The sequence below is a fragment of the Cellulomonas sp. NS3 genome (assembly GCF_024757985.1).
GTDB lineage: Bacteria > Actinomycetota > Actinomycetes > Actinomycetales > Cellulomonadaceae > Cellulomonas_A.
In genome coordinates, this window is record NZ_CP103289.1 from 864,095 (window position 1) to 890,272 (window position 26,178).

The following is a 26,178-nucleotide window of genomic DNA, read 5'->3' on the forward strand; positions in this document are numbered from 1 at the left end:
GGCGCGCCGCGACCTCGGCGTCGTCCCCCGACCCGGGGCAGCCTCCCCGAGACCCTCAGGGCTCGAGCCGGTACCCCATCCCCGGTTCCGTGAGCAGGTGGCGTGGGTGCGCCGGGTCCGGCTCGAGCTTGCGCCTCAGCTGGGCGACGTAGACGCGCAGGTAGTGGGTCTCGCGGTCGAGCTGCGGCCCGCGGAGCTCGTGCAGCAGCTCGCGGCGCCCGACGACCTTGCCGACGTTGCGTGCGAGCACCTCGAGCATGTGCCACTCGGTCGGCGTCAGGCGGACGGGCTCGCCGTCGGCGCGGCGCACGAGGCGCGCGGCGAGGTCGACGCGGAACGCCGCGGTGGTCACGACGGGCGGCTGGTCCTCCTGGGGGCGCCTGCGCACGGCCGCCCGCAGGCGCGCGAGGAGCTCGTCCATCCCGAACGGCTTGGTGACGTAGTCGTCGGCGCCGGCATCGAGCGCCTCCACCTTGTCGTCGCTCGTCCGGCGGGCCGAGAGGACGACGACCGGCACGCCGGACCAGGCCCGCAGGGCCCGGAGCACCTCCAGGCCGTCGAGGTCGGGCAGCCCGAGGTCGAGCACCACGAGGTCCGGGTGCCGGCTCGCCGCCGCTTCGAGCCCGGCCGCTCCCGTGTGGGCGACGGTCGCGTCGTAGTGGTGGGCGCGCAGCGTGACCGCGAGCGCGCGGGCGAGCGCGGGCTCGTCCTCGACGACCAGGACGCGCGTCACGGGGGACCCTCGGGCACGGGCACGGGCAGGGTGAGCACGAGCGTGAGCCCGCCGCCGGGGGTGTCCTCGGCCTCGAGCGTGCCGCCGTTGACCTGGACGAAGCCGCGCGCGACCGCGAGCCCGAGCCCGACGCCCTGGCCGCGCGGGGCGTCGCCGAGCCGTTGGAACGCGGCGAACATCTGCGCCTTGCGGTCGTCGGGGACGCCGGGCCCGTGGTCGACGACGCGGACCACGAGCCGGTCGCCGACCTTCTGCGCGGCGACCCGCACCGGCACCCCGTCGGGTGCGTACCGGACGGCGTTCTCGACGACGTTCGCGAGCGCGCGCTCGAGCAGCCCGGCGTCGGCCCGGACGAGGGGAAGGGTCTCGGGGACGTCGATCACCACGGAACCGGCGGGCAGCGAGTCCACGGCTCGCGGCACCACCTCGTCGAGGGCGACGGGCGCGAGCCGCGCGTCGACCGCGCCGGCGTCCAGGCGGCTCATGTCGAGCAGGTTGTCGATGAGGAGCTGCAGCCGGTCGGCGTGGGTGTCGATGTCGGCGAGGATCGCGGCCCGGTCGCCCGCCGAGATGTCGACGGCGCTCGACCGCAGCCCGCTCGCGCCGGCCTTGATGACCGAGAGCGGGGTCCGCAGGTCGTGCGAGACCGCCGCGAGCAGGGCGGTGCGCAGCACGCCGCGCTCCCGCTCGTCGCGGGTCGCGCGGGCCTCGGACCGCAGGCGCTCGCGCTCGAGGGCGGCCTGGACGTGCTGCCCGACGGCGCTCGCAAGGCGGAGCTCCGGACCGGCGAGCGTGCGCCCGTGCAGGTGCAGCGCGAGGTCCTCGGCGACCCGCACGGTGTGCACCCGCTCGTCGCGCTCGGCGCTCCCGGAGGCCGGGTCCGGCGCTCCGCTGACGTCACGCCGCCCTGTCCCGCCGTCGACGGCCCCGACCCGCGCAGCGTGCGGGGCCTCGACCCCCGTCCGGTCGAGCACGACCGCGCGCACCTGGAGCGTCTCGCGGAGCTGGTCGAGCATCGCGGGCACGACGTCGCCGCCGCGGAGCACCGTCCCGGCCACGGTCATCAACGCGTCGGCCTCAGCGCGGCTGCGGGCCGCCTCGGTGGTCCGGCGCGCGGCGAGGTCCACGGCGGCGGAGACCGCGACGGCGACGGTGACGAGCACCGCGATCGCGAGCACGTTCGCCGGCTCCGCGATCGTCCAGGTCCGCACGGGAGGCGTGAACAGGAAGTTCCCGAGCAGCCCGCTCACGACCGCGGCGACCAGGGCGGGGCGCAGCCCGCCGACGAGCGCGACGCCGACCGTGACGGCCAGGAAGAGCATGAGCGTCGTCGGCAGCGAGTCGAGGCCGGTGCCGGCGAGCAGGGCGAGCGAGAGGAGCGCGGGTCCGAGCAGCGCGAGCACCCAGCCGCTCGTGACGCGCCGCCGCGTGATCGCACCCCGGCGCGGGGACGTGCGCCGACCGCGCCCCGCGTGCTCGTGCGTGACGACCAGGACGTCGATGTCCCCGGACCCGCGGATCACCTCGGCGGCGATCCCCGGCGCGACCGCGGCGGCGAGCCGGGACCGGCGGGTCGCCCCGAGCAGGATCTGGTTGGCGTTGGCGCCACGGGCGAAGTCCAGGATCGCCTCGGCGACGTCGTCGGCGAGGACGGCGTGCCACGTGCCACCGAGGTCCTCGACGAGCGTGCGGTAGCGGTCGAGCGAGTCCGGCGGCACCCCGGTCAGGCCGTCGCCGCGCAGGACGTGCAGGGCGACCAGCTCACCGCCGCTGGGGCGCTGGGCGAGGCGGGCGGCGCGCCGGATCAGGGTCTCGCTCTCGGGCCCGCCGGTGACGGGGACGACGATGCGCTCCCGGGTCGGCCACGTGTCGACGATGCCGTGCTCGCGGCGGTACACGGTGAGCGCGTCCTCGACCCGGTCGGCCGTCCACAGCAGCGCGAGCTCGCGCAGCGCGGTGAGGTTGCCCAGCCGGAAGTAGTGCGCGAGGGACGCGTCGACCTTCTCGGCCGGGTAGACGTTGCCGTGCGCGAGCCTGCGACGCAGCGCCTCGGGGCTCATGTCGACGAGCTCGATCTGGTCCGCACGCCGTACGACCTCGTCCGGCACCGTCTCGAGCTGCCGGACCCCCGTGATGGTGCGGACGACGTCGTTGAGGCTCTCCAGGTGCTGGACGTTGACCGTCGTCACGACGTCGATCCCTGCCGCGAGCAGCTCCTCGACGTCCTGCCACCGCGCGGCGTTGCGGGACCCCGGGACGTTGGTGTGCGCGAGCTCGTCGACGAGCGCGAGGCCGGGAGCCCGCGCGAGGACGGCGTCGACGTCGAGGTCGGTGAACGTCGCCCCGCGGTGCTGCACGGTGCGGCGCGGCACGGTCTCGAGCCCGTCGAGCAGCGCCGCGGTGTGGGTGCGCCCGTGGGTCTCGACGAGAGCCACCACGACGTCGACGCCGCGGTCCCGGCGGCGGCGGCCCTCGTCGAGCATCGCGTACGTCTTGCCGACGCCGGGCGCCGCCCCGAGGTACACGCGCAGCCGGCCGCGCGGTCGCGGGACGGCGTCCGCCTGCCGTGCGGACGTGCGGGTCGTGGTCATGGTGCGCTCAGTCAAGCATCGCCAGCGCGGCGTTGACCTCGACGACGTCGACCCGCACCTCGCCGAGCACACCGAGCGTGCGGCCCTCCGTCGCGTCCTCGACCAGGTCGCGGACGAGCGCCGGGTCGAGGTCCCGGGCTGCGGCGACCCTGGCCACCTGGAGGTCGGCGTACGCCGGCGACACGTGCGGGTCGAGGCCCGACCCCGAGGCGGTCACCGCGTCGGCGGGCACGGCGTCCGGCGGGACGCCCTCGCGCGCGGCGACCTCGCGGCGCCGCTCGTGCACCGTGGCGAGCAGGTCCGGGTTCTCCGGGCCGAGGTTCGACGCGCCGGACGCCAGCGGGTCGTACCCGTCCCCGGCCGCGGACGGGCGGGGCTGGAACCACTCGTCGCCCTCGAAGGACTGGCCGAGGAGACGCGACCCGACGACGACCCCGTCGACCCGTAGGAGCGAGCCGTCGGCGCGGTCCGGGACGAGCCGGCCGACGGCGTGCACGGCGAGCGGGTAGGCGAGCCCGAGCACGACGGTGAGGACGAGCAGGACCCGCAGCCCGGCGGCGGACTGCCGGAGGAAGGACAGCATCAGGGGATCAGCTCCAGAGGGGGGCGGTGGTCAGAGGCCGGGCAGGAGGGACACGAGGAGATCGACGGCCTTGATGCCGAGGAAGGGGGTCACGAGGCCGCCGACCCCGTAGACCAGGAGGTTGCGGCGCAGCATCGCCGCGGCCCCCGCGGGCCGGTACCGCACACCGCGCAGCGCGACCGGGACCAGCGCGACGATGACGAGGGCGTTGAAGACGACGGCGGACAGCAGGGCGGACTCCGGCGAGGACAGCCGCATCACGTCGAGCGCGTCGAGCTGGGGGTACGTGCCCGCGAACATCGCGGGGATGATCGCGAAGTACTTGGCGACGTCGTTGGAGACCGAGAACGTCGTGAGCGCTCCTCGCGTGATCAGGAGCTGCTTGCCGATCGCCACGATCTCGATGAGCTTGGTGGGGTCGGAGTCGAGGTCGACCATGTTCCCGGCCTCCTTGGCCGCGGACGTCCCGGTGCTCATCGCGACCCCCACGTCGGCCTGCGCGAGGGCCGGTGCGTCGTTGGTCCCGTCGCCCGTCATCGCGACGAGACGGCCCTGGGCCTGCTCGCGTCTGATGAGCTCCAGCTTGTCCTCCGGTGTGGCCTCGGCCAGGACGTCGTCGACGCCCGCCTCCGCCGCGATCACCCGGGCGGTGACCGCGTTGTCGCCGGTGATCATGACCGTGCGGATCCCCATGCGGCGCAGCTCGTCGAAGCGCTCGCGCAGGCCTGGCTTCACGACGTCCTTGAGGTGCACGACGCCGAGCGCCCGCGCGGGTGCGTCCCCCTGCCGTTCCGCGACGACGAGCGGGGTGCCTCCCGCCGCGCTGATCGCGTCGACCAGCGCCGCGACGTCCGTCGAGGGGGCGCCGCCGTTCTCGCGCACCCAGGCGCTCACCGCCCCCGCTGCGCCCTTGCGGATCTGCCAGGTCCCGGTGCGCTCCGTGAGGTCGACCCCGCTCATCCGTGTCTGGGCGGTGAACGGCACGAACGTCGCGTTCGGCAGCTGCGTGCGGAACCGGGCCCGTCTGTCGTAGCGCTCCTTGGCCAGCACGACGATCGACCGACCCTCGGGCGTCTCGTCCGCGAGGCTCGAGAGCTGCGCGGCCTCGGCGACCTGGTCGTCGGTCACCCGGGGCGCGGGCAGGATCTCGACGGCCTGGCGGTTGCCGAGCGTGATGGTCCCGGTCTTGTCCAGCAGCAGCACGTCGACGTCCCCGGCGGCCTCGACCGCGCGCCCGGACAGCGCCATGACGTTGCGCTGGACGAGCCGGTCCATCCCGGCGATGCCGATCGCGGAGAGCAGCGCGCCGATCGTCGTGGGGATCAGGCACACGAGCAGCGCGACGAGGACGACGAGAGGCTGGCCCTGGCCGGAGTAGACGGCGAACGGCTGGAGCGTGACGACCGCGAGCAGGAAGACCAGGGTCAGCGCCGCGAGGAGCAGGTTGAGGGCGACCTCGTTGGGCGTCTTCTGTCGGGCCGAGCCCTCGACCAGCGCGATCATGCGGTCGAGGAACGTCTCGCCCGCCCGCGCGGTGATGCGCACGACGACCCGGTCGGACAGCACGCGCGTGCCGCCCGTGACGGCGCAGCGGTCGCCGCCCGACTCCCGGATCACCGGCGCGGACTCCCCGGTCACGGCGGACTCGTCGACGCTGGCGATCCCCTCGACCACGTCACCGTCGCCCGGGATGGTCTCACCGGCCTCGACGACGACCCGGTCCCCCACGGAGAGTGCCGTGGCGGCGACCGGCTCCTCGGTCCCGTCGTCGCGCAGGCGCCGGGCGAGGGCGTCGGTGCGGGCGCGGCGCAGGGAGTCGGCCTGGGCCTTGCCGCGTCCCTCGGCGACGGACTCGGCGAGGTTCGCGAACACGACCGTCGCCCACAGCCACGCGGCGACCGACCACGCGAACACGCTCGGGTGCAGCGCGGCGAGCACGGTCGCGGCGACCGAGCCGACCCAGACGACGAACATCACGGGGTAGCGGAGCTGGTGGCGCGGGTCGAGCTTGCGCAGCGCGTCGGGCAGGAAGCGCGCGAGGAGCCGCGGGGAGAAGGCTCCGGCGGCGACGCGCGAGCGTGGGGCCGCCTCCGGGGCGGACGGGCGGGGCGGGTTCAGGACGGTCACAGCAGGGCCTCCGCGACAGGAGCGAGAGCGAGAGCGGGGAAGAACGTCAGGCCGGCGACGACCACGACGACGAACGTGAGCAGGCCGACGAACACGGGCCCGTGCGTGGGGAGGGTCCCGGGGGTGGCCGCGACCCGGTGCTGGCGCGCCAGGCTGCCGGCGAGCGCCAGCACGAGCACGACGGGGACGAACCGGCCGAGCAGCATCCCGATCCCGAGCGCGGTGTTCTGGTAGACGGTCCCGGCGCCGAACCCGGCGAACGCCGAGCCGTTGTTGTTCGTCGCGGACGCGTAGGCGTAGAGGATCTCGGAGAGCCCGTGCGCACCCGGGTCCTGCACCGAGGCCTCGACCAGCGCCGGGGTAGCGGCGGTCGTGGCGGCCCCCAGGAGCAGGAGTGCGGGCATCGTCAGGACGTAGAGCGCGACGAGCGTGACCTGGGTCCGGCCGATCTTCTTGCCGAGCAGCTCCGGGGTGCGCCCGACCATGAGGCCGGCGAGGAAGACCGCGAGCACCGAGAGCACGAGGAGCCCGTACAGCCCCGCCCCGACGCCGCCCGGCGCGACCTCTCCCAGCATCATGTTCAGCAGGGTCACCCCGCCGCCCAGTGCGGTGAAGGAGTCGTGGGAGCCGACGACGGCACCGGTCGACGTCCCGGTCGTGGAGGCCGCGAACAGCGCGGACGCCGCCGGCCCAAAGCGCAGCTCCTTGCCCTCGAGCGCCGCGCCGGCGGCCTGGGGGACCGACCCGAGCGCGCGCGTCTCCGCCCAGGTGGTCACGGCCACTGCGGTCAGCCAGATCGTCGCCATGACCGCGAGGACCGCGCGGCCCTGACGGACGTCCCCGACCATCCGGCCGTACGTGCGCGGCAGGCTGAAGGGGATCACGAGCAGGAGGAGGACCTGCACGAGGTTGGTCCACGGGGTGGGGTTCTCGAAGGGGTGGGCGCTGTTGGCGTTGAAGAACCCGCCGCCGTTGGTGCCGAGCAGCTTGATCGCCTCCTGAGACGCGACCGGCCCGCCGACGATCGTCTGGCTCCCGCCGTCGAGTGTGGTCACGGTCACCGGTCCGGCGAGGTTCTGCACCACGCCACCGAGGACGAGGACGACGGCCGCGACGAACGCGAGCGGGAGGACGACCCGCACGGTGCCGCGGACGAGGTCGACCCAGAAGCTGCCGATCCGGTCCGTGTCGTGGCGGGCGAGGCCGCGGACGAGCGCGACCGCGACCGCGAGGCCGACGGCTGCGGACAGGAAGTTCTGCACGGCGAGCCCGGCCGCCTGGGCGAGGTGCCCCATCGCGGACTCGCCGGCGTACCCCTGCCAGTTCGTGTTGGTGACGAAGGAGACCGCGGTGTTCCAGGCGCTGTCCGCCGCGAGGCCCGCGTGCCCCAGCGAGAGCGGGAGCCGGCCCTGCAGCCGCAGCAGCGCGTACAACGCGAGCACGCTCACGAAGGAGAACGCGAGCAGCGAGCGCGCGTAGACGGGCCAGACCTGGTCCACCTCGGGGTCCACCCCGCCGGCCCGGTAGAGCGCACGCTCGACGCGCAGGTGCCGCGGGTCCGAGAACACGCGCGCGATGTGCTCGCCGAGCGGCACGTGGACCGCGGCGAGCACCAGGACCACGAGGCCTGTCTGCGCGAGGACGACAACCGAGGGCGACATCAGAAGCGCTCCGGCTTCAGCAGCGCCCACAGGAGGTAACCGGCGAGGGCGAGGGCCACGACGAGCGCGACCGCGGACTCGGCGCTCACAGCCGGGTCACCGCCTTCACCAGCGCGCCGAGGGCGACGAAGCCCCCGCAGGTCAGTGCCACGAAGGCCAGGTCGGCCACAGGGACTCCCAGGAGATCCACGCCGCAGGGGCGTGACGACCGATCTGGCCGCCGTGACCATTCACGGGGACGTGGGGGAGCCGCCCGGGCGATCCAGACGCTTCCCTGACGGAGCTGCCGGGTTCTCGGACGGGACCCGGACGCCGAGCTGTGCCGACGGCCCGGCCGGCACGGGAGCGCCCACGCCCGGTGCGGCGCGTCGGCGCGCCGTCCGGCCCCGCGCGACGTTCCGGCCCCGCACACGACACCGGAACGTCACGAACCCGATACGTGGAGGGTGTTCCCCCGCGGTCCTGCGGGGCGCATGCTGGGGCCCTCACTGGCCGACACGAGGGTGTGCCCGATGACCTACTCCCCGCCCGCCCCGGTCGTCTCCGGCGTCCCGTACGCGGTGCTCGACGTCGACGGGCGCAGCCCCCGGACCGTCGACGACTTCGTCGGCAGAGTCACGCTCACCGTCGAGGGGAGCACGGGCCGTCACGTCGTGCGCGGGGACGCGTCGGTGCGCGACGGCGCCGTCCGGCTGCACGAGAAGAGCGACGACGGCGGCGGCGGCAAGGACGTCCGCACCTGGCGGGTCACGCCGACCGACGCGGGCGGGTTCTGCGCCGAGACCGCCTGAGCACGGACGGCCCGGGCCGGAACAGCTCGGGCTGGGGCCGTCGGAGTCGTGACCGCCCGACCGGGCGGCTGCTCAGCCGCGCGCGAGCAGCGAGCTGAGCAGCTCCACCACCGGCACGAGGCCGTCGACCCGCACGAGCCGTGGGTGGGCGGAGACCCGCTGCGGCAGGCCGACCGACGCGTCCACCGCGAAGACGAGCGTCCCGGCGGCGAGCGCCGCCGCGACCCCGCTCGCGGAGTCCTCGACGACGAGGCAGCGCGCCGGGTCGATGCCGAGCGCGCCGGCCGCCGCGAGGTACGCCTCGGGGTGCGGCGCGAGCCGGTGCACGTCGTCCCCCGAGACCAGGGCGCGCAGCGTGCCCGCCGGCGTGGCGCGCCCGACGAGCTCGGCGAGCCCCCGGCTGCTTGTCGAGACCAGCGCGCTCGGCACCTCGGCCCAGCGCAGCAGCGTGAGCAGGTCCAGCGCACCCGCGCGCCACGGCAGCTCGAGCGCGAGCCCGAGCCCGACCTCCTCGTGCAGCAGCTCGGCGATGCGCTCGGCGGCGAGCGGCACCCCGCGCTGGTGCAGCAGCGCCGCGACCGCCGGCGCCGGGAGCCCCGCGATGCCGGCGGCGTCGAGCGCGCTCCAGGAGCAGCCGTGCAGGCGCGCGTGGTCGGCGGCGGCGGTCGACCAGAGCGGCCCGGAGTCCACGAGCGTCCCGTCGAGGTCGAGCAGGACGGCCGCGGGCAGGCTCACGGTCACCCCCGGTGCCGGGGGACGGACGCCGAGGCGGCGGGCGGGACGGGTGGCCGGGCGGCAGGCGGGACGGGTGGCCGGGCGGCGGGTGGGACGGGTGGCCGGGCGGCGGGCGGGACGGGTGGCCGGGCGGCGGGTGGGACGGGTGGCCGGGGCGGGACGACGGACCGGTCGGCGCCCGGCCACCGTGCGCGCCGCCAGACCTCCTGGGCGCGGTCGGGCCCGACGGCCGGCGTCGTGCGCGGCGGGCGGGCCGCGGACGGCGGCGGTGCGGGGTGGGGCATCACTGTGCTCCCTCGTGCCGGCGGCTCCCGGAGGGGGTAGGCCTTCGCCGTCCAGCGTCCTCGCGCGCGCCGAGCCGCCACAAGGTTCCGCGGGCGGAGTTCACGCGGGTTTCACGTGGCGGGTCCTGCGCTCACACGCCCGCAACACCGGCGACGCGCCGACGGCTCAGGACACGACGGGTGCGCACCGGCCGCGGGGGCGCCGCTCCGGGTGCCCGACCCCGCGCCGCATGTTCTGCTGGAGCGGTGCTCAGCCAAGCCGACCCGTCCCAGCTCACGGGCCTCGCCGGGTGGGCCGTGTCCACCGTGGAGCTGCTCGGACCCGTCGGGGTCGGCGTCCTCGCCGTCCTCGAGACCGTGTTCCCGCCCATCCCGAGCGAGGTCGTCCTGCCCGTCGCGGGCCTGCTCGCGGGCCAGGGCCGGATGTCGCTCGCGCTCGCGGTCGTCGGCGCGACGGCGGGCTCCGTGGTGGGCGCGCTCGTCCTGTACTGGGCGGGCAGGCGGCTCGGCTCCGAGCGGCTCCAGCGCGTCGCCGACCGGCTGCCGCTCGTCGAGCCCCGCGACGTCCAGCGCGCCGAGGTCTGGTTCGACCGGCACGGCGGCTCGGCGGTGCTGATCGGGCGCTGCGTGCCCGTGGTGCGCAGCCTGGTCTCGATCCCCGCGGGCGTCGAACGCATGCCGCTCGGGCGCTTCCTCGCGTACACGACCCTCGGCAGCGCGGTCTACAACGGGGTGCTCGTGACGCTCGGCTACGCGCTCGGCAGCCGCTGGACGCGCATCGGCGAGTACAGCGACTACATCAACTACGCGATCTACGCGGCGTTCGCTGTCGCGATCGGCGTGTTCGTCCGCAAGCGCCTGCGCCGCCGCTCGCACGAGGACGCCGCCGCGAGCTGAGGCGAGGTCTGCCGCCGCTCGTGCCATGGCACGCGGCACGCCGCGCCCGCCGCCGCCCGTGCGAGCCTGTCGGGGCGACGGGCCGCGCGGGCCGGGGTCGCCGCACGCGGCGGCCGCACGGGGTCAGCCCGGCCGCGACGCGAGCCGGGCCTCGATCCAGCGCAGCGTGTGCAGTCCCTGCTCGCGCTGCATGCGCCGCAGCCCGGGGATCTCCGGGACGCCCGGCAGGTGGCCCTCGCGCCAGGCCCGCCCGGCGAGCCCGGCGAGCGCGACGTCGACGGCGTCGTCCGGGGCGTCGGCCCAGCACGACCGGCGCAGCAGCAGCCCGGGGTCGTGGCCGCACGCCGCGACGTCGGCGCCGAGCCGCACGAGGTCGAGCCACCCCGGCGCGGTCCACAGGTGCGTCCAGTCCACGACGCGCAGCCGCCCGCCCGGCTCCCGCAGGACGTTGTCCCGGCGCAGGTCCCCGTGGTGCAGCGCCGTCCCGGGGACCAGCGCGTCGAGCCACCGGGCCTCGAGCTCGGCGAGCAGCGGGAGGGGGACGTCGACGGGCAGCGGGCGCCCCTGGACGTGCGCGACGGCGGACGTCGGCTGCGGGCGGACGTGCGCAGCCGCGGCCGACCGGGGAGCGAGGGCCGCCCAGGTGCCCAGCAGCGGCGCGAACGACGTCGCGTACGGCGTGGTCGGTGCGGGCAGGGGCGGGCACGGGTCGAGCCGCTCGCGCAGGCGGTCGACGACGGCGAGCAGCGGCGCGAGGTCGGCCTCGTCCCAGGTGGTCAGGGCCGTGCCCTCGACCACCTCGTACGCCGCGACGCGCCACGCACCGACGACCGCCGACCCCACCAGCCGGGGACCGAGGTCGCCGGCCACGTCGGCCAGGAGCACCCCGGTCTCGATGGCTTCCCCGAGCCCGCCGCCCACGGCCGCGGCCTTGACGAAGAGCCGGTCACCGCCGGAGCCGACGACCGTGGACGCGACCGACGGCGTGAAGCCGGCGCTCGCGGGCCGCTCACGGGTGACGGGAGAGCCGAGCAGCGCGTCGACGGCGTCGCGCACCTCGGCCGGGGTGTCGGCGAGGCGCGGGCGCAGCGTCGTGCGGGTCACGAGGTCACCAGGTCAGGGGCCAACGGGGCGAAGGCCCGGCGGTCGCGGCGCGACGCCGTGACGCCGTCGGGTCCGCGGTCGTCGCACCCGTCGGCGTCGACCGACCGTCCCGCTCAGTCCCCGCCGCCACCGCCGCCCCCGCCGCCGCCCCCGCCGCCGCCACCGTCGCCGCCCCAGCCGCCGCCGTCGTGGTGGTGCCCGCCGTCCCCGCCGGACGCCCCGCCGTCGCCGCCCCACGCGCCGCCGCCGTCGCGGCTGCGCGAGCGCGCCGGGCTCGGGCGGGGCGGGCGGCGCGCGGACCGGACCGCGAGCGCGAGCCCGCCGAGCACGAGCGCGACGAGCAGGAGGCCGAGCAGGGTGCCGATCAGATCCATGGGTGCTCCGTCCTGAGAGGTGGTCCGCATGCTAGGGCTCCGGCGGACGAGCCGTCCGCCGGACCGGTGGGTACGCTCGCGCAGGTGGAGACGCGGATCGCCGCCTACGGGGTCGTGGTCGACGACGGGCGGGTGCTGCTCGCCCACTGGGTGCTGGACGGCCACTCGGGCTGGACGCTCCCCCGGGGGCGGCATCGACCCGGGCGAGGACCCGGCCGACGCCGCGGTGCGCGAGATCCTCGAGGAGACCGGCTACACCGCCGAGCTCGAGGGGCTGCTCGGGATCGACTCGGTCGTCGTCCCGGCGGCGGAGCGGATCGTGCAGCCCGCCGTCGACGCGCACGCCATCCGCGTCGTCTACCGCGCGCGGGTCACGGGCGGGGAGCTGCGGGCCGAGGTGGGCGGGACGACGGACGCCGCCCGCTGGTTCCGGCTCGCCGAGGTGCCCGCGCTGGACCGGGTCCGGCTCGTGGACCGCGGGCTCGCGATGGCCGGGCTGCTCGACGGCGCGGCGGTCGGCAGCACGCGCGCCGTCCCGTACCGCGGCCGCTGACCGCGAGCCTCCACGCGCGACCCGTCCGACCCGTGGCTCCGCGGCCCCGCCACCCGTGCGCGCGCTGCGCTCCTGGGCGCGCGGGTGGCCGCGTCACGCCTGCGGCGAACACGGGCAGTAGGCGGGGGGTCACCCCGTTACAGTCGAACAACGCCGACCTGTCCCGGGCGCTCAGCCGGGACGAGCGCTGCTCGTGAGGAGTGTGCACATGTTCGAGAGATTCACGGACCGAGCCCGCCGCGTGGTCGTCCTCGCCCAGGAAGAGGCGCGGATGCTCAACCACAACTACATCGGGACCGAGCACATCCTCCTGGGGCTGATCCACGAGGGTGAGGGCGTCGCCGCCAAGGCGCTGGAGTCGCTCGGCATCTCGCTGGACGCCGTCCGCGCCCAGGTGCAGGAGATCATCGGGGAGGGCCAGCAGGCCCCGTCCGGTCACATCCCCTTCACCCCGCGCGCCAAGAAGGTGCTCGAGCTGTCCCTGCGCGAGGCGCTGCAGCTCGGCCACAACTACATCGGGACCGAGCACATCCTGCTCGGCCTGATCCGCGAGGGCGAGGGCGTCGCCGCCCAGGTCCTCAACAAGCTCGGCGCCGACCTCAACCGCGTGCGCCAGCAGGTCATCCAGCTCCTGTCCGGCTACCAGGGCAAGGAGCCCGTCGCCTCGGGCGGCCCCGCCGAGGGTCAGCCGTCCGGCTCCGCCGTCCTCGACCAGTTCGGGCGCAACCTCACGCAGGCCGCGCGCGACGGCAAGCTCGACCCGGTCATCGGGCGCGAGAAGGAGATCGAGCGGGTCATGCAGGTGCTGTCCCGCCGCACCAAGAACAACCCGGTGCTGATCGGCGAGCCCGGCGTCGGCAAGACGGCGATCGTCGAGGGCCTCGCCCAGGACATCGTGCGCGGCGACGTCCCTGAGACGCTCAAGGACAAGCAGCTCTACACGCTCGACCTGGGTGCGCTCGTGGCCGGCAGCCGGTACCGCGGTGACTTCGAGGAGCGCCTGAAGAAGGTCCTCAAGGAGATCCGCACGCGCGGCGACATCATCCTGTTCATCGACGAGATCCACACCCTCGTGGGTGCGGGTGCCGCCGAGGGCGCGATCGACGCCGCGAGCATCCTCAAGCCGATGCTGGCGCGTGGCGAGCTCCAGACGATCGGTGCGACGACGCTCGAGGAGTACCGCAAGTACGTCGAGAAGGACGCCGCGCTCGAGCGCCGGTTCCAGCCGATCCAGGTCGCGGAGCCGAACCTCAAGCACGCCATCGAGATCCTCAAGGGCCTGCGCGACCGGTACGAGGCGCACCACCGCGTCTCGATCACGGACGGTGCGCTCGTCGCCGCGGCCACGCTCGCGGACCGCTACGTCAACGACCGGTTCCTGCCCGACAAGGCGATCGACCTGGTCGACGAGGCTGGCGCCCGCCTGCGCATCCGTCGCATGACGGCTCCGCCGGAGCTGCGCGAGCTCGACGAGCAGATCGCCGAGACGCGCCGCGACAAGGAGTCCGCGATCGACGAGCAGGACTTCGAGAAGGCCGCTCGCCTGCGTGACGCCGAGAAGCAGCTCGGCCTCAAGCGGATCGAGAAGGAGAAGGCCTGGAAGTCCGGCGACCTCGACGCGGTCGCGGAGGTCGACGAGGAGCTGATCGCCGAGGTCCTCGCGCTCGCCACGGGCATCCCGGTGTTCAAGCTCACCGAGGAGGAGTCGAGCCGGCTGCTCCACATGGAGGACGAGCTGCACAAGCGCGTCGTCGGCCAGGAGGCCGCGATCAAGGCGCTCTCGCAGGCGATCCGGCGCACGCGTGCGGGCCTCAAGGACCCGAAGCGTCCCGGTGGGTCGTTCATCTTCGCGGGGCCCACGGGCGTCGGGAAGACCGAGCTCGCCAAGGCGCTCGCCGAGTTCCTCTTCGGGGACGAGGACGCGCTGATCCAGCTCGACATGTCGGAGTTCTCGGAGAAGCACACCGTCTCCCGGCTGTTCGGCTCGCCCCCCGGCTACGTCGGGTACGACGAGGGCGGTCAGCTCACGGAGAAGGTGCGCCGCAAGCCGTTCTCGGTCGTCCTGTTCGACGAGGTCGAGAAGGCGCACGCGGACATCTTCAACTCGCTGCTGCAGATCCTCGAGGACGGTCGCCTGACCGACTCGCAGGGCCGGGTGGTCGACTTCAAGAACACCGTCATCATCATGACCACGAACCTCGGCACCCGGGACATCGCCAAGGGCCTGCAGACCGGCTTCCAGGCCGGCGGGGACCTGTCGACGTCGTACGAGCGCATGAAGGGCAAGGTCAACGACGAGCTGAAGCAGCACTTCCGGCCTGAGTTCCTCAACCGCGTCGACGACGTGGTCGTCTTCCCGCAGCTCTCGCAGCCGGAGATCTTCGCGATCGTCGACCTGATGATCGCCAAGCTCGACGTCCGCCTGCGCGACAAGGACATGAGCCTCGAGCTCACGGACGCGGCGAAGAAGCTCCTCTCGGAGAAGGGCTACGACCCGGTCCTCGGGGCGCGGCCGCTGCGCCGGGCGATCCAGCGGGAGATCGAGGACGTCCTGTCGGAGAAGATCCTGTTCGGCGAGATCAAGCCCGGCCAGACGATCGTCATCGACGCGGAGGGCGAGGGCATCCTCGGGGAGTTCCACTTCATCCCGAAGCCGCGCACGTCGCTCACGAAGGACCCGGTGCCGGTCGGCGCCCCGGTAGGGACCCCCAACTCGGGGATCGACCTGCCGGCCGCGCCGCCCTCGGCCGGACCCGGTGAGCTCGGCGCGGGCCCGCAGACGCAGCTCGGCTGAGCAGGTGGGCTGAGCAGCACAGCACCACCGACCCGACCCGACCCGGGACCGCATCGCGGTCCCGGGTCGCGTCGCGTCCGGCGGCGTCCCCTCCGGTGGCACGGCGTCCGTCCGGGGCACCGCCCCGCGGGGTGTCGACTGGCGCGCGTGCCGAGGCCGGCACGGTGGTCCTCTACCGTGAGTCGGTGCCGGCCGAGCGTCGGCCCGACGGCGGACCGGGCGGACGGTCCAGGGCACAGGAGGCGGAGCGCGATGACGGACGCAGCACGTGAGGCCGGCTCGCCCGTCGAGGCGGTCGACCGTGCGCTGCTCGCGCTCCAGGCGCTCGCCCGGGCGGGGGCCCGCGGGCTGACCCTCGCCGAGCTCGCGTCGTCGCTCGACCTCAACAAGACCACCGTGCACCGCGCCCTCGCGGCGCTGCGGTTCCGCGGGTTCGTCACGCAGGACCCCGTCAGCGGCGCGTACGTGCTGGGACCGGCGGCGACGCAGCTCGGCGACGACTTCCTCAGCGACGAGAACCTGCCCGCGCTGCTGCGCCCCGCACTGGTCGCGCTGTGCGCGGCGGCCGACGAGCTCGTGCACCTCGGCGTGCTGAGCGGGTCGGAGGTCGTCTACCTCGACAAGGTCGAGCCCGAGCGCCCGCTGCGGGTGTGGTCGGCGGTCGGGCGGCGCAGCCCGGCGATCACGACCGCGCTCGGCCGCGCGCTGCTGTCCCACCGCGGGGCCGACGGTGCGGTGCTCGCCGGGTACCTGCGCGCCGCGGGGGACCGTGCCCACCTCGACCCGGACGGGGCCGCCGCGCTGCTCGCGCGCGCGCGCGAACGCGGGTTCGCGACCGAGGAGCAGGAGAACGAGGCCGGCATCAGCTGCGTCGCGGTCCCGCTGCTGCGCTCGGGCACCGCCATCGCCGCGGTGAGCATCACGGCACCCGCGGAGCGCATGACGCCGGAGCGGGTCGGGTGGCTGCACGAGCAGATCCGCGCGACGCTGCCGCCGTTGCTGCCCGCGGGCGTCGCGCTGCCGGCGCCCGCGCGCGTCGACGACGAGCGGTAGCGAGGCGCCGACGCGGGCCGCCGCCGCCCGCCGAGCCCGACGTCGCGAGCCGGAGGTCGACGAGCGGAGGAGCCGGTCTCCGTCGCGCGGCTGAGGTGCGTCGTCCCCGCGCTGCGCGACGATGGCGCCATGACCGCAGCAGCCCTCCCCGCCGCCGCTCCGCCGCGGCCGACGACGTCCCGGCGGGAGCAGCTGCCTGCCTGGGCGCTCGCGCTCCTCGTCACGGGGGTCCTCGTCTCGACGCCGCTCGACCTCACCTACGGGTTCGTCGGGCTCGAGGGCCGGCCGTCGGCGCCCCCCGCGTTCGCGGGCACGTACGCGGTCGTCAGCACGGTCGTCGTCGTGGCTGGCGTGCTGCTCGGGCGCCGGTACCCGGTCGGCGCGACCGCGCTGACCCTCGTGCCGTTCGTGGCGCTGCCGTGGCTCGGCGGGTGGGCGTGGGGGTGGTGGCTCGGGACGCTGGCCGTGGCGGCCCTCGCGGCGCTCGACGGCCTGCGTCGCGCGGTCGTCCCCACGCTCGCGGCAGGCCTCGTGATGGTCGCGTACTGCGGCACCGAGACCCCCGCCTTCCTGCCGATCGGTCCCGTGACGTCCGGGACGAGCACCGCCTACGAGACGCCGGTGCTCGTGATGTACCTCGTCGCGGTCGCCGGGGTCGTCGGGGTGTCGGCCGCGATCGGGTCGGCCGGCCGGTCGCGACGGCGTGAGGAGGACGCGCGCGCCGCCCAGCGCCAGGCGCTCGAGACCGAGTCGCTCGCGGGGGAGCGGGCGCGGCTCGCACGCGACCTGCACGACGTCGTCGCGCACCACGTCTCGCTCGTCGCGGTGCGCGCGGAGTCGGCGCCGTTCGTGCACCCCGGGCTCGACGACGAGGCGCGCGAGCTCCTCGCCGCGATCGCGGTCGACGCCCGCGAGGCGCTGACGGAGCTGCGGCAGGTGCTCGTGGTGCTGCAGCGCACCGGCGCCGAGGGCGAGCGTGCCCCGCAGCCGACCGCGTGCGACGTCGACGAGCTCGTGGCGAGCGCGGCCGCGGCGGGTCAGCCGGTGACGGTCGAGGGCCGGTGGCACGACGTCGCGGCGGGGCCCGGGTACGTCCTGTACCGCGCGGTCCAGGAGGGGCTGACGAACGCGCGCCGGCACGCGCCGGGGACGACGACGACGCTCGTGCGGTCGCAGCACGCGGGGACCGCACGCTTCCGGCTCACGAACCCGGCGGACGCCGCGGGTCCCACGGGGCGCGGGCTGATCGGCATGCGCGAGCGCGTCGAGGCCCTGGGCGGGACGGTGTCCGCCGGTGTCGTGGCCGGCGAGTTCGTGCTGGACGTCGCCGTGCCCGCGGGTGCACCGGCCACGAGCGGCGACGGGCCCGAGGTCACGTCCGGCGAGCCGGGCGCGCACGAGGCCGTGCCCGCCGGCCCCGCGGGGTCGTCCGCGGGCCGCGCCACCACGCCCGACGCGGCCGAGGCGGAGGGGGCCGCGTGACGCGCGTCGTCGTCGCCGACGACCAGCCCGTCGTCCTGCAGGGGTTCGCGGCCATCCTCGGCGCCGCCCCCGACCTCGAGGTGGTCGGTGCCGCGCCCGACGGCCGGGTCCTGCTCGACCTCGTCGCCCGGCACGCCCCCGACGTCGCGGTGGTCGACATCCGCATGCCGGTGCTCGACGGGATCGCGGCGACCGCCCGGATCAGCGCCGAGCACCCCGCGACGCGCGTGCTCGTCCTGACGACGTTCGACCTCGACGAGTACGTGTACGACGCGCTGCGGGCGGGCGCGAGCGGGTTCCTGCTCAAGGACGTCACGGCCGAGCGGCTCGTCGAGGCGGTGCGCATGGTCGCCGACGGCTCGATGCTGCTCGGTCCGTCGGTCACGCGCCGGCTCGTGCACGACGTCACGGCGCGGACCCCCGAGCCGGTGCCGGTGCCGGGCCTCGACGACCTGACGCCGCGCGAGCTCGAGACCCTGCGCGCGGTGGCCCGCGGGCTGTCGAACGCAGAGATCGCCGCCGAGCTCTGGATCACCGAGGCGACGGTCAAGTCGCACGTCTCGGAGGCCCTGCGCAAGCTCCGCTGCCGGGACCGGGTCCAGCTCGTGATCGCCGCGTACGAGTCGGGGCTCGTCGGCGCCTGAACCTCCCGCGCCCTGGCGGCCCGGGCCCGACCCCGGTCGAGCCCGGGCGGGCAGGCGCTCCGTAGTGGCGTCGCGGGGCCGTCAGGGAGGGGTCGGGCCGGGTCGGCGGTCACACCGCGGCGCGGGCCTCCGCGATCTGCTGCAGGGTCGCGGCCACGACGGCGACCCGGGTGGCGACGTCGGCGTCGACGGGCCGGACGGCGGCCTTGAGCCCGACCCGCGGGACGTCGCCGGCGGCCTTGAGCGTCGCCGCGATCTCGTCGGGCCCGAGCAGCGACACCGAGGACGCCTCGAGCGCCGGCGCGTCGCCCCGGGAGGGGATGTGGGTGTCGGCCCAGGGGGCGCCCCAGGCCGACTCGACGTCCGTCGCGCCGGACAGGGCGAGCACGCGCAGCAGGCCCGCGTCGGCGACGGCCTGCGTGTGCTCGACGGCGAGCGCGGGGTCGCGGCCCTCGATCGCGGAGCGGCCCCAGTTGACGGCCATGCCGAGGACGTCGGGCGCGAGCCCGTAGGACCGGACGGTCGCGAGCTCGTCGTCGAGCGTGAAGAACCCCTTGGCGGCGCTCTGCCCGGGCACGTGCGCGTCGCAGTGCTCCACGAGCAGCTCGGCGCCGGCGAGGTCCCAGGTGAGGACCTCGTCGAGCGAGCGGCTGAACGCCTCGCGGGACCCGTGCACGGGGCCGGGCGCGGTGTGGATCTCGATCGCGCCGACCCGGCGGCGGCCGTCGGCCTGCGCGAGCGTCGTCGCGAGGTCGCGCGCGCGGGCGACGTCCGCGAGCGCCCGCCGGCGCTGGGTCTCGTCCGCGGAGGCCAGGCCGTAGGCCGGCTCGGTGCCGAGCCGCACCATCATCGTCGGCACGAGCGACAGGACCAGGTCCCAGGTCGGCAGCACGTGCCGGGCGATCCAGGACGGGTCGAGAGTCCGCGTCCCCTCCGGTGCGACGGCGAGCTCGAGCCCGCCGAGGCCGAGGTCGGCGAGCGCGTCGAAGAACGCGTCCTCCTGCGCGGGGTCGGCCGGCGCCGCGATGTAGCCGGACAGGAACAGGTTCTCGAACGTGGTCATGCGTCCTCCGTCGGTGTGCCGGCTCCGGTGCCGGGCGTGGTGCGAGGCGTCGTGGGGGCGTGCGCCGGCCCGGGAGCGCGGCCCGTGGCCCGCTGCCCTGGACGGTTGACCGGACCGGATCGTCCGGCTACGGTTCCGCACTGTGGAACTGAGTTCCACGGAAGTCTGACACCGAGGTCGAGACCAGCGCAACACCGCTGCCGCAGCACCGACGCCGCGCCGGCACCCCCCAGGCGTTCCTTACGGAGCGCACGAGAGCCCACCGAGCGTGGGCCGACAAGGAGCTCACGATGAGGCGAAACACCGTCGTTTCCGTCACCACCGCGATCGGCGCCGTGCTCGCTCTGGCCGCCTGCAGCACCGAGGGCGGGTCCGCGGCAGCGGGTCCGAGCGAGGACGCGGGCTCGGCCGGCGGAGCCACGACGACCTTCAAGCTCGCGTTCAACCAACAGCCCAACCACCCGCAGTTCCGGGCCCTCGACGCGATGGGCGACCGCATCAAGGAGCGCACCGACGGCGCGTACGACATCGAGGTCTTCCCCAACGAGACCCTCGGCGCGCAGAAGGAGACCATCGAGCTCGTCCAGTCGGGCGCGATCGAGTTCACCATCGTCGCGAGCCCGCTGCTCGAGAACTACAACCCGGACTTCGTGGTCTTCAACCTGCCGTTCACGTTCGACTCGCAGGAGCACCAGCGCACCACGACGAACGACCCGGAGATCGTCGACGAGCTCTACTCCTCGCTCGACGGCGAGGGGCTGCACGTCCTCGCCTCGTTCCACGGCGGCGTGCGCTCGATGTACAACGCGACGGGCCCGATCGAGACGCCCGCCGACCTCGAGGGCATGAAGGTCCGCGTCATCGAGTCCGACACGAACATCGAGATGATGCGGCTCATGGGCGGCACCGGCACCCCCATGGGGATGGGCGAGGTGTACACCGCGATCCAGTCCGGAGTGATCGACGGCGCGGAGAACAACGAGCTGACCTACGCGAACGTCAAGCACTCCGAGGTCGCGCCCTACTTCAGCTACACGAAGCACCTCATGCTCCCCGACTACCTGCTCACCAACCCCAAGGTCCTGGACGCCCTGCCCGAGGACGTCCGCGAGATCTTCGAGGAGGAGCTCGCCGCCGCCGTCGAGGAGGAGGGCGAGCTCTGGGAGACCGAGATCGAGGTCGCCAAGGAGATGGCCGAGGCCGACGGCGCGAAGTTCAACGAGGTCGACGCGGACGCGTTCGCGGACGTGATCGCGCCGCTGACCGAGTCGAAGCTCGACAACGACTTCATCCGTGACATCCACGCGAAGGTCCGCGCCGCCGCCGAGTGAGCGCCGCCCCCACCCGACCCGTGAAGGACCAGACCGACGATGACCTCCACCCCCGGCACGCCGCCGTCCCCCGGCGCACCCCCACCCCCTGACGAGCCCGTGCGGCCCGCACCCGCGGCGGGACCACCCTCCTCGCCGTACACCGCGGTGCTCGACACGTTCCTGCGGGCCGTCTGCGTGACGCTCTTCGCGCTGCTCGTCGTGCTCGTGACGTGGCAGGTGCTCACGCGGCTCGTCCTGTCGGAGCCGAGCGTGTGGACCGAGGAGGCCGCGCGCTACGTGTTCATCTGGCTCAGCCTCATCGGCATCTCGATCGCGACCGGCGAGAAGGCGGACGTGGCGATCGACTACTTCGTCCAGAAGGCGCCGCTCGCCGCGCAGCGGGTGCTCGAGATCGTCGCGTACCTCGCCACGCTGAGCTTCGCGCTCCTCGTCATGGTGTGGGGCGGGTGGGCGAACGCGATGCAGAACTGGAATCAGGCCAACCCGGTGCTGCCGGTCTCCGCGGGGGTGCTGTACCTCGCGGTCCCGGTCGCCGGGGTGCTGGTCACGTTCTACCTGCTTCTGCACCTCGTCCAGACGCTCTCCCCGCGGTACGCGGGCGTCCAGACGATCGCGCCCGAGGACGGGGTCGAGCTGTGACCGACGTCGGGCTGGTGGCCCTGGTCCTCGTCGGCGGGATGGTGGTGCTGATGCTGATCGGCGCGCCCATCAGCATCAGCATCGGGCTCCCGTCGGCCGTCTCGATGATCCTCGTGCTCGGTCTCGAGAACGGCGCCTCGACGTCCGCGCAGCGGATGTTCCAGGGCGTCAACTCGTTCGCGCTGCTCGCGATCCCGTTCTTCGTCCTGGCGGGCGGGATCATGAACAACGGCGGGATCGCGACCCGGCTGATCAACCTCGCGAAGGTGCTGGTCGGGCGGACGCCCGCGCCGCTCGCGCAGACGAACGTCCTGGCGAACATGCTGTTCGGCTCCGTCAGCGGGTCCGCGATCGCGGCGGCTGCGGCGGTCGGCACCACGATGGCGCCGATGCAGGCCCGCGAGGGGTACGACCGGGCGTTCACGGCGGCGACGAACGTGGCCTCGGCGCCGAGCGGCATGCTCATCCCGCCGAGCAACCTCATGATCGTCTACGCCCTGGCGAGCGGCGGGACGTCGGTGGGCGCGCTGTTCCTCGCCGGCTACGTCCCCGGCATCCTCTGGGGTGCGGCGTGCATGGCGGCCGTGTGGTTCTACGCCCGGGGGCACCGCGAGCTGCGGGCCCCGGTCCGGGCGAGCCTCGCGGAGATCGGCCGTGTCTTCGTCCAGGCCCTGCCCTCGCTCACCCTCGTGGTCGTCGTGATCGGCGGCATCATCGGCGGGCTGTTCACCCCGACCGAGGGCTCGGCGATCGCGGTCGTGTACTCGCTGCTGCTGTCGTTCCTCTACCGGGCGATCGGGCTGCGCGACCTGCCGCGCATCCTCTACTCGGCGGCGCGCACCAGCTCGGTCGTGATCTTCCTCATCGGCGTCTCGTCGATCATGTCGTTCGTCATGAGCTTCACGCGCATGCCGCAGCTCATCGCCGACGCGCTGTTCGGGTTCACCGACTCCAAGGTCGTCGTCCTGCTGATCATGATGCTGATCCTGCTCGTCATCGGGATCCCGCTGGACGCGACGCCCGCGATCCTCATCTTCACGCCGATCTTCCTGCCGATCGCCGTGAGCTACGGGATCCACCCGGTGCACTTCGGGATCATGATGACCTTCAACCTGTGCATCGCGGTGATCTCTCCACCGTCGGCCCCGGTGCTGTTCGTGGGCGCCCAGGTGTCCGAGGTGCGGGTCGAGGCCGTCATCGTCCGGCTCATGCCGTTCTTCCTGACGCTCGTCGCGGTGCTCTTCCTCGTGACGTTCGTGCCGCAGCTGTCCCTGTGGCTGCCCGGGCTCTTCGGCCTCCTCTGACGCGGCGCGACGGGGGCGGTCCGCGCCGCCCCCGTCGGCCGCCCGCGACCCTGCTGGACCACCCAGACACCGTGAAAGGCACTCCATGGAACAGCGCTACGCCACCAGCCCCGACCAGGTCCCCGGCCTCGACACCGCCGGGCTGCGCAGCCGGTACCTCGTCCCCGACCTGTTCGTGGCCGGCGAGGTCCGCTCGGTCCTCACGCACCACGACCGGATGGTGCTCGCCGGCGCGGTCCCGACCGACGCACCGCTCGATCTCGTCGGCGCCCCCGAGATCCGCAGCGAGCAGTTCTTCGCCCGCCGCGAGGCCGGGATCGTCAACGTCGGCGGACCGGGCACGATCACCGTGGACGGCACCACGTACGACGCCGGGCACGGCTCGTGCCTGTACGTCGGCCGCGGCGCCGAGAAGGTCACGTTCGCGTCGACCGACGCCGCCGGCGAGGCGGGCCCCGCGCGGTTCTACGTCGCCTCGGCGCCCGCGCACACCGCCTACCCGACGACGTTCGTCGCCGCGGGGGAGGGCACCGTGCGTGAGCTCGGCGACCCGCTCACGTCGAACCGGCGCACGCTCACGCAGTACATCCACGAGAACGGCGTGCGCAGCTGCCAGGTCGTCATGGGGGTCACGCAGCTGCACCCGGGCAGCATGTGGAACACGATGCCGGCGCACACGCACGACCGCCGGACCGAGGCGTACCTCTACTTCGACCTGCCGGCGGACGCGCGCGTGGTGCACCTCCTGGGCCTGCCCGACGAGACGCGCCACCTGCTCGTCGGCAACCAGGAGGCGGTGATCTCCCCGAGCTGGTCGGTGCACTCCGGGGTCGGGACCGCCAGCTACTCGTTCGTGTGGGCCATGGCAGGCGAGAATCAGGCGTTCGACGACATGGATGGGCATCCCATCACCGACATGCGCTGACGCGCACCGACCGAACAGGCAGACGGACATGGTCACCGACTCGACGCCCGCACCAGGCACTCGACGAGGGGACCAGCCGCCGGGTGACGTGCCCGTGCCGCCGGTCGCGCCCGTCGCCCCCGTGCTGGGGGCGAGCGAGAAGACCCTGCTCGTGCTCGAGGCGGCGATGGCGCACGGCCGGTTCACGGACGTCGTCGAGGCGACCGGGCTCGCGAAGGCCACGACGCACCGGATCCTCGCGACGCTCATCGACCGGCAGTTCGTCTCGCTCGCCGCGGACGGCACCTACCTGCCGGGACCCAAGATCCTGTCGCTCGCGGGGCAGGCGATGGCTCGCATCGACATCGCAGCGATCGCGCAGCCGTTCGTCGACGAGCTCGTCGAGCGGACGCACTGCACGGTGCACGTGGGGGCCAAGAACGGCGACGAGATCGTCTACCTGGTCCGCGCGGACTCCGACAAGCCGTACCTCATGCCGTCGCGCGTCGGCCTGGCGATCCCGCTGCACACCTCGGGGATCGGCAAGGCCGTGCTCAGCGGCTTCACCGACCAGGGGCTCGAGCGCTTCGTCGAGCGCGTCGGCCTCCCGCGCCGCACCCCGCACACCATCACGACCCTCGAGGAGCTGCGGGCCGAGGTCGCCGAGATCCGGCGGCTCGGCTACGCGATGGACCGCGAGGAGAACGTCCCGGGCGTCGCCTGCGTCGCCGCGCCCATCCGGGACACCACGCACAGCATCACCTACGGGCTCAGCATCTCGACGCTGACGCTCGAGCACAGCATCGACCAGATCGAGGCGATGGCCCCCTTGGCCGTCGCGACCGCGGAGCGCATCTCCGCGGCACTCGGTCACACGGGCTGACCCTCCGGTCGGCTCGCCACCCTCACCAGGAGAGCCGACATGAGCACCGCCACCAGCCCCGCCGTCCCGCACAGCACCGCCGCGTACGCCGAGAGCCTGTTCGGGCTGTCGGGCAGGACCGCGGTGGTGACCGGCGCGAGCCGGGGGATCGGCCTCGCGATCGCCGAGGCGCTGGCCTCGGCGGGTGCGGACGTCATCGGCGTGAGCCACGACCTGCCGCCCGGCGAGAGCGACGTGCGCTCGGTCGTCGAAGGGCTCGGGCGCACCTTCGTCCCGCTGCAGGCGGACTTCTCGGACCGCGCGCAGGTCACGGCCCTCGCGGCGGACCTCGCGGCGCGGGACGTCGACATCCTCGTGAACAACGGCGGGACGATCCGCCGGACCCCCGCCGCGGTGCACTCCGACGAGGACTTCGACCACGTGCTCGACGTGAACCTGCGCTCGGCGTTCGTCCTGTCGCGCGAGGTGGGCCGCACGATGGTCGCCCGCGGCTCCGGCAAGATCGTGAACACCGCCTCGATGCTGAGCTTCCAGGGCGGGATCAACGTGCCCGGCTACACGTCGTCGAAGTCGGGCATCGCCGGGCTGACGCGCGCGCTCGCGAACGAGTGGGCCGAGTCGGGCGTCAACGTCAACGCCGTCGCGCCCGGGTACGTGGCGACCGCCAACACCCACGACCTGCGCCAGGACCGGGCGCGCAGCGACGAGATCCTCAGCCGCATCCCGGCGGGGCGCTGGGCGCTGGCCTCGGACATCGCGGGTGCGGTGCTGTTCCTGTGCTCGCACGCGGCGGACTACGTCAACGGCGCGATCCTGCCCGTCGACGGCGGCTGGCTCGCGCGCTGACGCGGCCGCGGGCCGGCGCGGCGGGCGCCACCCGCGCCCCGGACGTCCCCGGGGGTTGAGCCGCACCGCCTTGGTGTGCGACAGTCATTTCACACAACGACACGCCCATTGCGCCTAGCGAAACGGACGACCGATGGACACCTTGTCAGCCCTCGCCGCGGCCCGCCTCGTCCCCGTGGTGGTGCTCGACGACGCCGCCGACGCCGCGGCGCTCGGTGACGCGCTCGTCGCCGGCGGCCTCCCCGTCGCCGAGGTGACGTTCCGCACCGCCGCCGCAGCCGACGCCATCCGCGTCCTCGCCGACCGCGGCGACGTGCTCGTGGGCGCCGGCACGGTGCTCACCGTCGAGCAGGTCGACCAGGCCGTCGCCGCCGGCGCGGGCTACGTCGTCTCGCCCGGCACGAGCCGCGCGGTCGTCGAGCGCTGCCACGAGCACGGGATCCTCGCCCTGCCGGGGGCGGTCACCGCGACCGAGATCCAGGCCGCGCTCGAGCTCGGGCTCACGACGGTGAAGTTCTTCCCGGCCGGCACCTCGGGCGGCGCCCCCGCCATCGCGGCGCTCGCCGCCCCGTTCGGCGGCGTGCAGTTCGTGCCCACGGGCGGCGTGAGCCCCACGAACCTGCACGAGTACCTCGCGCTGCCGTCCGTCGCGGCGGTCGGCGGCTCGTGGATGGTCCCGCGCGACAAGATCCGCGCGCGCGACACCGCCGGCATCACCGAGCTCACGGCCGCCGCCGTCGCGCTCGCCGCGCGCGGCGCCTGACGCGCCGGCGCCCCCCGGCGCCCGACGACCCGACCG

The 26,178-nt window shown here is 74.5% G+C and carries 24 protein-coding genes; 14 read left to right on the forward strand and 10 right to left on the reverse strand.

Features of this window, described 5'->3' with window-relative positions; translation table 11 throughout:
* Window positions 1–55 precede the first annotated feature (55 nt).
* Genes NXY84_RS04095 through kdpF form a run of 6 tightly spaced genes read right to left on the reverse strand, consistent with a single transcriptional unit; the run spans window position 56 to window position 7,784 of the window.
* On the reverse strand, window positions 56–733 hold the full coding sequence (locus NXY84_RS04095; protein ID WP_258725892.1) for a response regulator: 678 nt from the start codon (window positions 731–733) through the stop codon (window positions 56–58).
* Window positions 730–3,324 carry an ATP-binding protein gene (locus tag NXY84_RS04100; protein WP_258725893.1) on the reverse strand — a complete coding sequence of 865 codons (2,595 nt, stop codon included), beginning with the start codon at window positions 3,322–3,324 and terminating at the stop codon, window positions 730–732. Before NXY84_RS04100 ends, NXY84_RS04095 begins: the two co-directional genes overlap by 4 nt.
* A 7-nt stretch (window positions 3,325–3,331) precedes the next feature.
* Window positions 3,332–3,907, reverse strand: a complete 576-nt coding sequence (gene kdpC, locus NXY84_RS04105; protein WP_258725894.1) for a potassium-transporting ATPase subunit KdpC — start codon at window positions 3,905–3,907, stop codon at window positions 3,332–3,334.
* 30 nt (window positions 3,908–3,937) lie between these two features.
* Window positions 3,938–6,034: a potassium-transporting ATPase subunit KdpB gene (kdpB, locus tag NXY84_RS04110; RefSeq protein WP_309485053.1), complete on the reverse strand. Its 2,097-nt coding sequence runs from the start codon at window positions 6,032–6,034 to the stop codon at window positions 3,938–3,940.
* The gene (gene kdpA / locus NXY84_RS04115; protein WP_258725895.1) at window positions 6,031–7,695 is read right to left on the reverse strand and encodes a potassium-transporting ATPase subunit KdpA; all 1,665 of its coding nucleotides are present in this window, start codon (window positions 7,693–7,695) and stop codon (window positions 6,031–6,033) included. Before kdpA ends, kdpB begins: the two co-directional genes overlap by 4 nt.
* Window positions 7,695–7,784 (reverse strand): K(+)-transporting ATPase subunit F, encoded by a 90-nt coding sequence (gene kdpF / locus NXY84_RS04120; RefSeq protein WP_258725896.1) that lies wholly within the window; start codon window positions 7,782–7,784, stop codon window positions 7,695–7,697. Before kdpF ends, kdpA begins: the two co-directional genes overlap by 1 nt.
* Window positions 7,785–8,207: 423 nt before the next feature.
* On the opposite strand from kdpF, the gene NXY84_RS04125 reads away from it, so the two are divergent.
* Window positions 8,208–8,486 carry a hypothetical protein gene (locus NXY84_RS04125; RefSeq protein WP_258725897.1) on the forward strand — a complete coding sequence of 93 codons (279 nt, stop codon included), beginning with the start codon at window positions 8,208–8,210 and terminating at the stop codon, window positions 8,484–8,486.
* Window positions 8,487–8,558: 72 nt separating this feature from the next.
* On the opposite strand, the gene NXY84_RS04130 is transcribed toward NXY84_RS04125, so the two are convergent.
* Window positions 8,559–9,221 carry an HAD family hydrolase gene (locus NXY84_RS04130; RefSeq protein WP_258725898.1) on the reverse strand — a complete coding sequence of 221 codons (663 nt, stop codon included), beginning with the start codon at window positions 9,219–9,221 and terminating at the stop codon, window positions 8,559–8,561.
* Between the two features lie 530 nt (window positions 9,222–9,751).
* Here NXY84_RS04130 and NXY84_RS04135 point away from each other — a divergent pair.
* Window positions 9,752–10,402, forward strand: a complete 651-nt coding sequence (locus tag NXY84_RS04135; RefSeq protein WP_258725899.1) for a DedA family protein — start codon at window positions 9,752–9,754, stop codon at window positions 10,400–10,402.
* A 123-nt stretch (window positions 10,403–10,525) separates the two neighbouring features.
* Here NXY84_RS04135 and NXY84_RS04140 read toward each other — a convergent pair whose 3' ends face one another.
* Together NXY84_RS04140 and NXY84_RS04145 are read right to left on the reverse strand one after the other, a co-directional pair.
* Entirely contained in the window at window positions 10,526–11,506 is a 981-nt protein-coding gene (locus NXY84_RS04140) for a hypothetical protein (RefSeq protein WP_258725900.1), read from the reverse strand.
* Window positions 11,507–11,619: 113 nt separating this feature from the next.
* Window positions 11,620–11,880: a hypothetical protein gene (locus tag NXY84_RS04145; protein ID WP_258725901.1), complete on the reverse strand. Its 261-nt coding sequence runs from the start codon at window positions 11,878–11,880 to the stop codon at window positions 11,620–11,622.
* A gap of 226 nt (window positions 11,881–12,106) precedes the next feature.
* Between NXY84_RS04145 and NXY84_RS21835 the strand changes: the two genes are divergently transcribed.
* The 5 genes from NXY84_RS21835 to NXY84_RS04170 all read left to right on the forward strand — a co-directional run bounded on the left by NXY84_RS21835 (window position 12,107) and on the right by NXY84_RS04170 (window position 18,406).
* Entirely contained in the window at window positions 12,107–12,433 is a 327-nt protein-coding gene (locus tag NXY84_RS21835) for an NUDIX hydrolase (RefSeq protein ID WP_396126368.1), read from the forward strand.
* Between the two features lie 208 nt (window positions 12,434–12,641).
* On the forward strand, window positions 12,642–15,227 hold the full coding sequence (locus tag NXY84_RS04155) for an ATP-dependent Clp protease ATP-binding subunit (RefSeq protein WP_258725902.1): 2,586 nt from the start codon (window positions 12,642–12,644) through the stop codon (window positions 15,225–15,227).
* Between the two features lie 252 nt (window positions 15,228–15,479).
* Window positions 15,480–16,280, forward strand: coding sequence for an IclR family transcriptional regulator (locus NXY84_RS04160; RefSeq protein ID WP_258725903.1), 801 nt, complete (start codon window positions 15,480–15,482; stop codon window positions 16,278–16,280).
* A 129-nt stretch (window positions 16,281–16,409) separates the two neighbouring features.
* Window positions 16,410–17,762, forward strand: coding sequence for a sensor histidine kinase (locus tag NXY84_RS04165; RefSeq protein WP_258725904.1), 1,353 nt, complete (start codon window positions 16,410–16,412; stop codon window positions 17,760–17,762).
* A complete protein-coding gene (locus tag NXY84_RS04170; RefSeq protein WP_258725905.1) occupies window positions 17,759–18,406 on the forward strand; it encodes a response regulator in 648 nt (215 codons plus the stop codon). The genes NXY84_RS04165 and NXY84_RS04170 overlap by 4 nt, the downstream gene beginning before the upstream one ends.
* Window positions 18,407–18,515: 109 nt before the next feature.
* Here the strand turns inward: NXY84_RS04170 and NXY84_RS04175 are convergent, their stop codons facing one another.
* The gene (locus tag NXY84_RS04175; protein ID WP_258725906.1) at window positions 18,516–19,469 is read right to left on the reverse strand and encodes a DUF4862 family protein; all 954 of its coding nucleotides are present in this window, start codon (window positions 19,467–19,469) and stop codon (window positions 18,516–18,518) included.
* A 290-nt stretch (window positions 19,470–19,759) separates the two neighbouring features.
* Between NXY84_RS04175 and NXY84_RS04180 the strand changes: the two genes are divergently transcribed.
* The 7 genes from NXY84_RS04180 to eda all read left to right on the forward strand — a co-directional run bounded on the left by NXY84_RS04180 (window position 19,760) and on the right by eda (window position 26,142).
* Complete coding sequence (locus NXY84_RS04180; RefSeq protein ID WP_258725907.1) at window positions 19,760–20,800, forward strand: TRAP transporter substrate-binding protein; 1,041 nt, start codon at window positions 19,760–19,762, stop codon at window positions 20,798–20,800.
* A 39-nt stretch (window positions 20,801–20,839) separates the two neighbouring features.
* A complete protein-coding gene (locus tag NXY84_RS04185; protein WP_258725908.1) occupies window positions 20,840–21,442 on the forward strand; it encodes a TRAP transporter small permease in 603 nt (200 codons plus the stop codon).
* Window positions 21,439–22,746, forward strand: a complete 1,308-nt coding sequence (locus NXY84_RS04190) for a TRAP transporter large permease (RefSeq protein ID WP_258725909.1) — start codon at window positions 21,439–21,441, stop codon at window positions 22,744–22,746. Before NXY84_RS04185 ends, NXY84_RS04190 begins: the two co-directional genes overlap by 4 nt.
* Window positions 22,747–22,831: 85 nt before the next feature.
* Complete coding sequence (gene kduI / locus NXY84_RS04195; protein WP_258725910.1) at window positions 22,832–23,671, forward strand: 5-dehydro-4-deoxy-D-glucuronate isomerase; 840 nt, start codon at window positions 22,832–22,834, stop codon at window positions 23,669–23,671.
* A gap of 28 nt (window positions 23,672–23,699) precedes the next feature.
* Window positions 23,700–24,533 (forward strand): IclR family transcriptional regulator, encoded by an 834-nt coding sequence (locus NXY84_RS04200; protein ID WP_258725911.1) that lies wholly within the window; start codon window positions 23,700–23,702, stop codon window positions 24,531–24,533.
* Between the two features lie 39 nt (window positions 24,534–24,572).
* The gene (locus NXY84_RS04205) at window positions 24,573–25,379 is read left to right on the forward strand and encodes an SDR family oxidoreductase (protein WP_258725912.1); all 807 of its coding nucleotides are present in this window, start codon (window positions 24,573–24,575) and stop codon (window positions 25,377–25,379) included.
* Between the two features lie 133 nt (window positions 25,380–25,512).
* Window positions 25,513–26,142, forward strand: a complete 630-nt coding sequence (gene eda, locus NXY84_RS04210) for a bifunctional 4-hydroxy-2-oxoglutarate aldolase/2-dehydro-3-deoxy-phosphogluconate aldolase (protein ID WP_258725913.1) — start codon at window positions 25,513–25,515, stop codon at window positions 26,140–26,142.
* The last annotated feature ends 36 nt before the right edge of the window (window positions 26,143–26,178 follow it).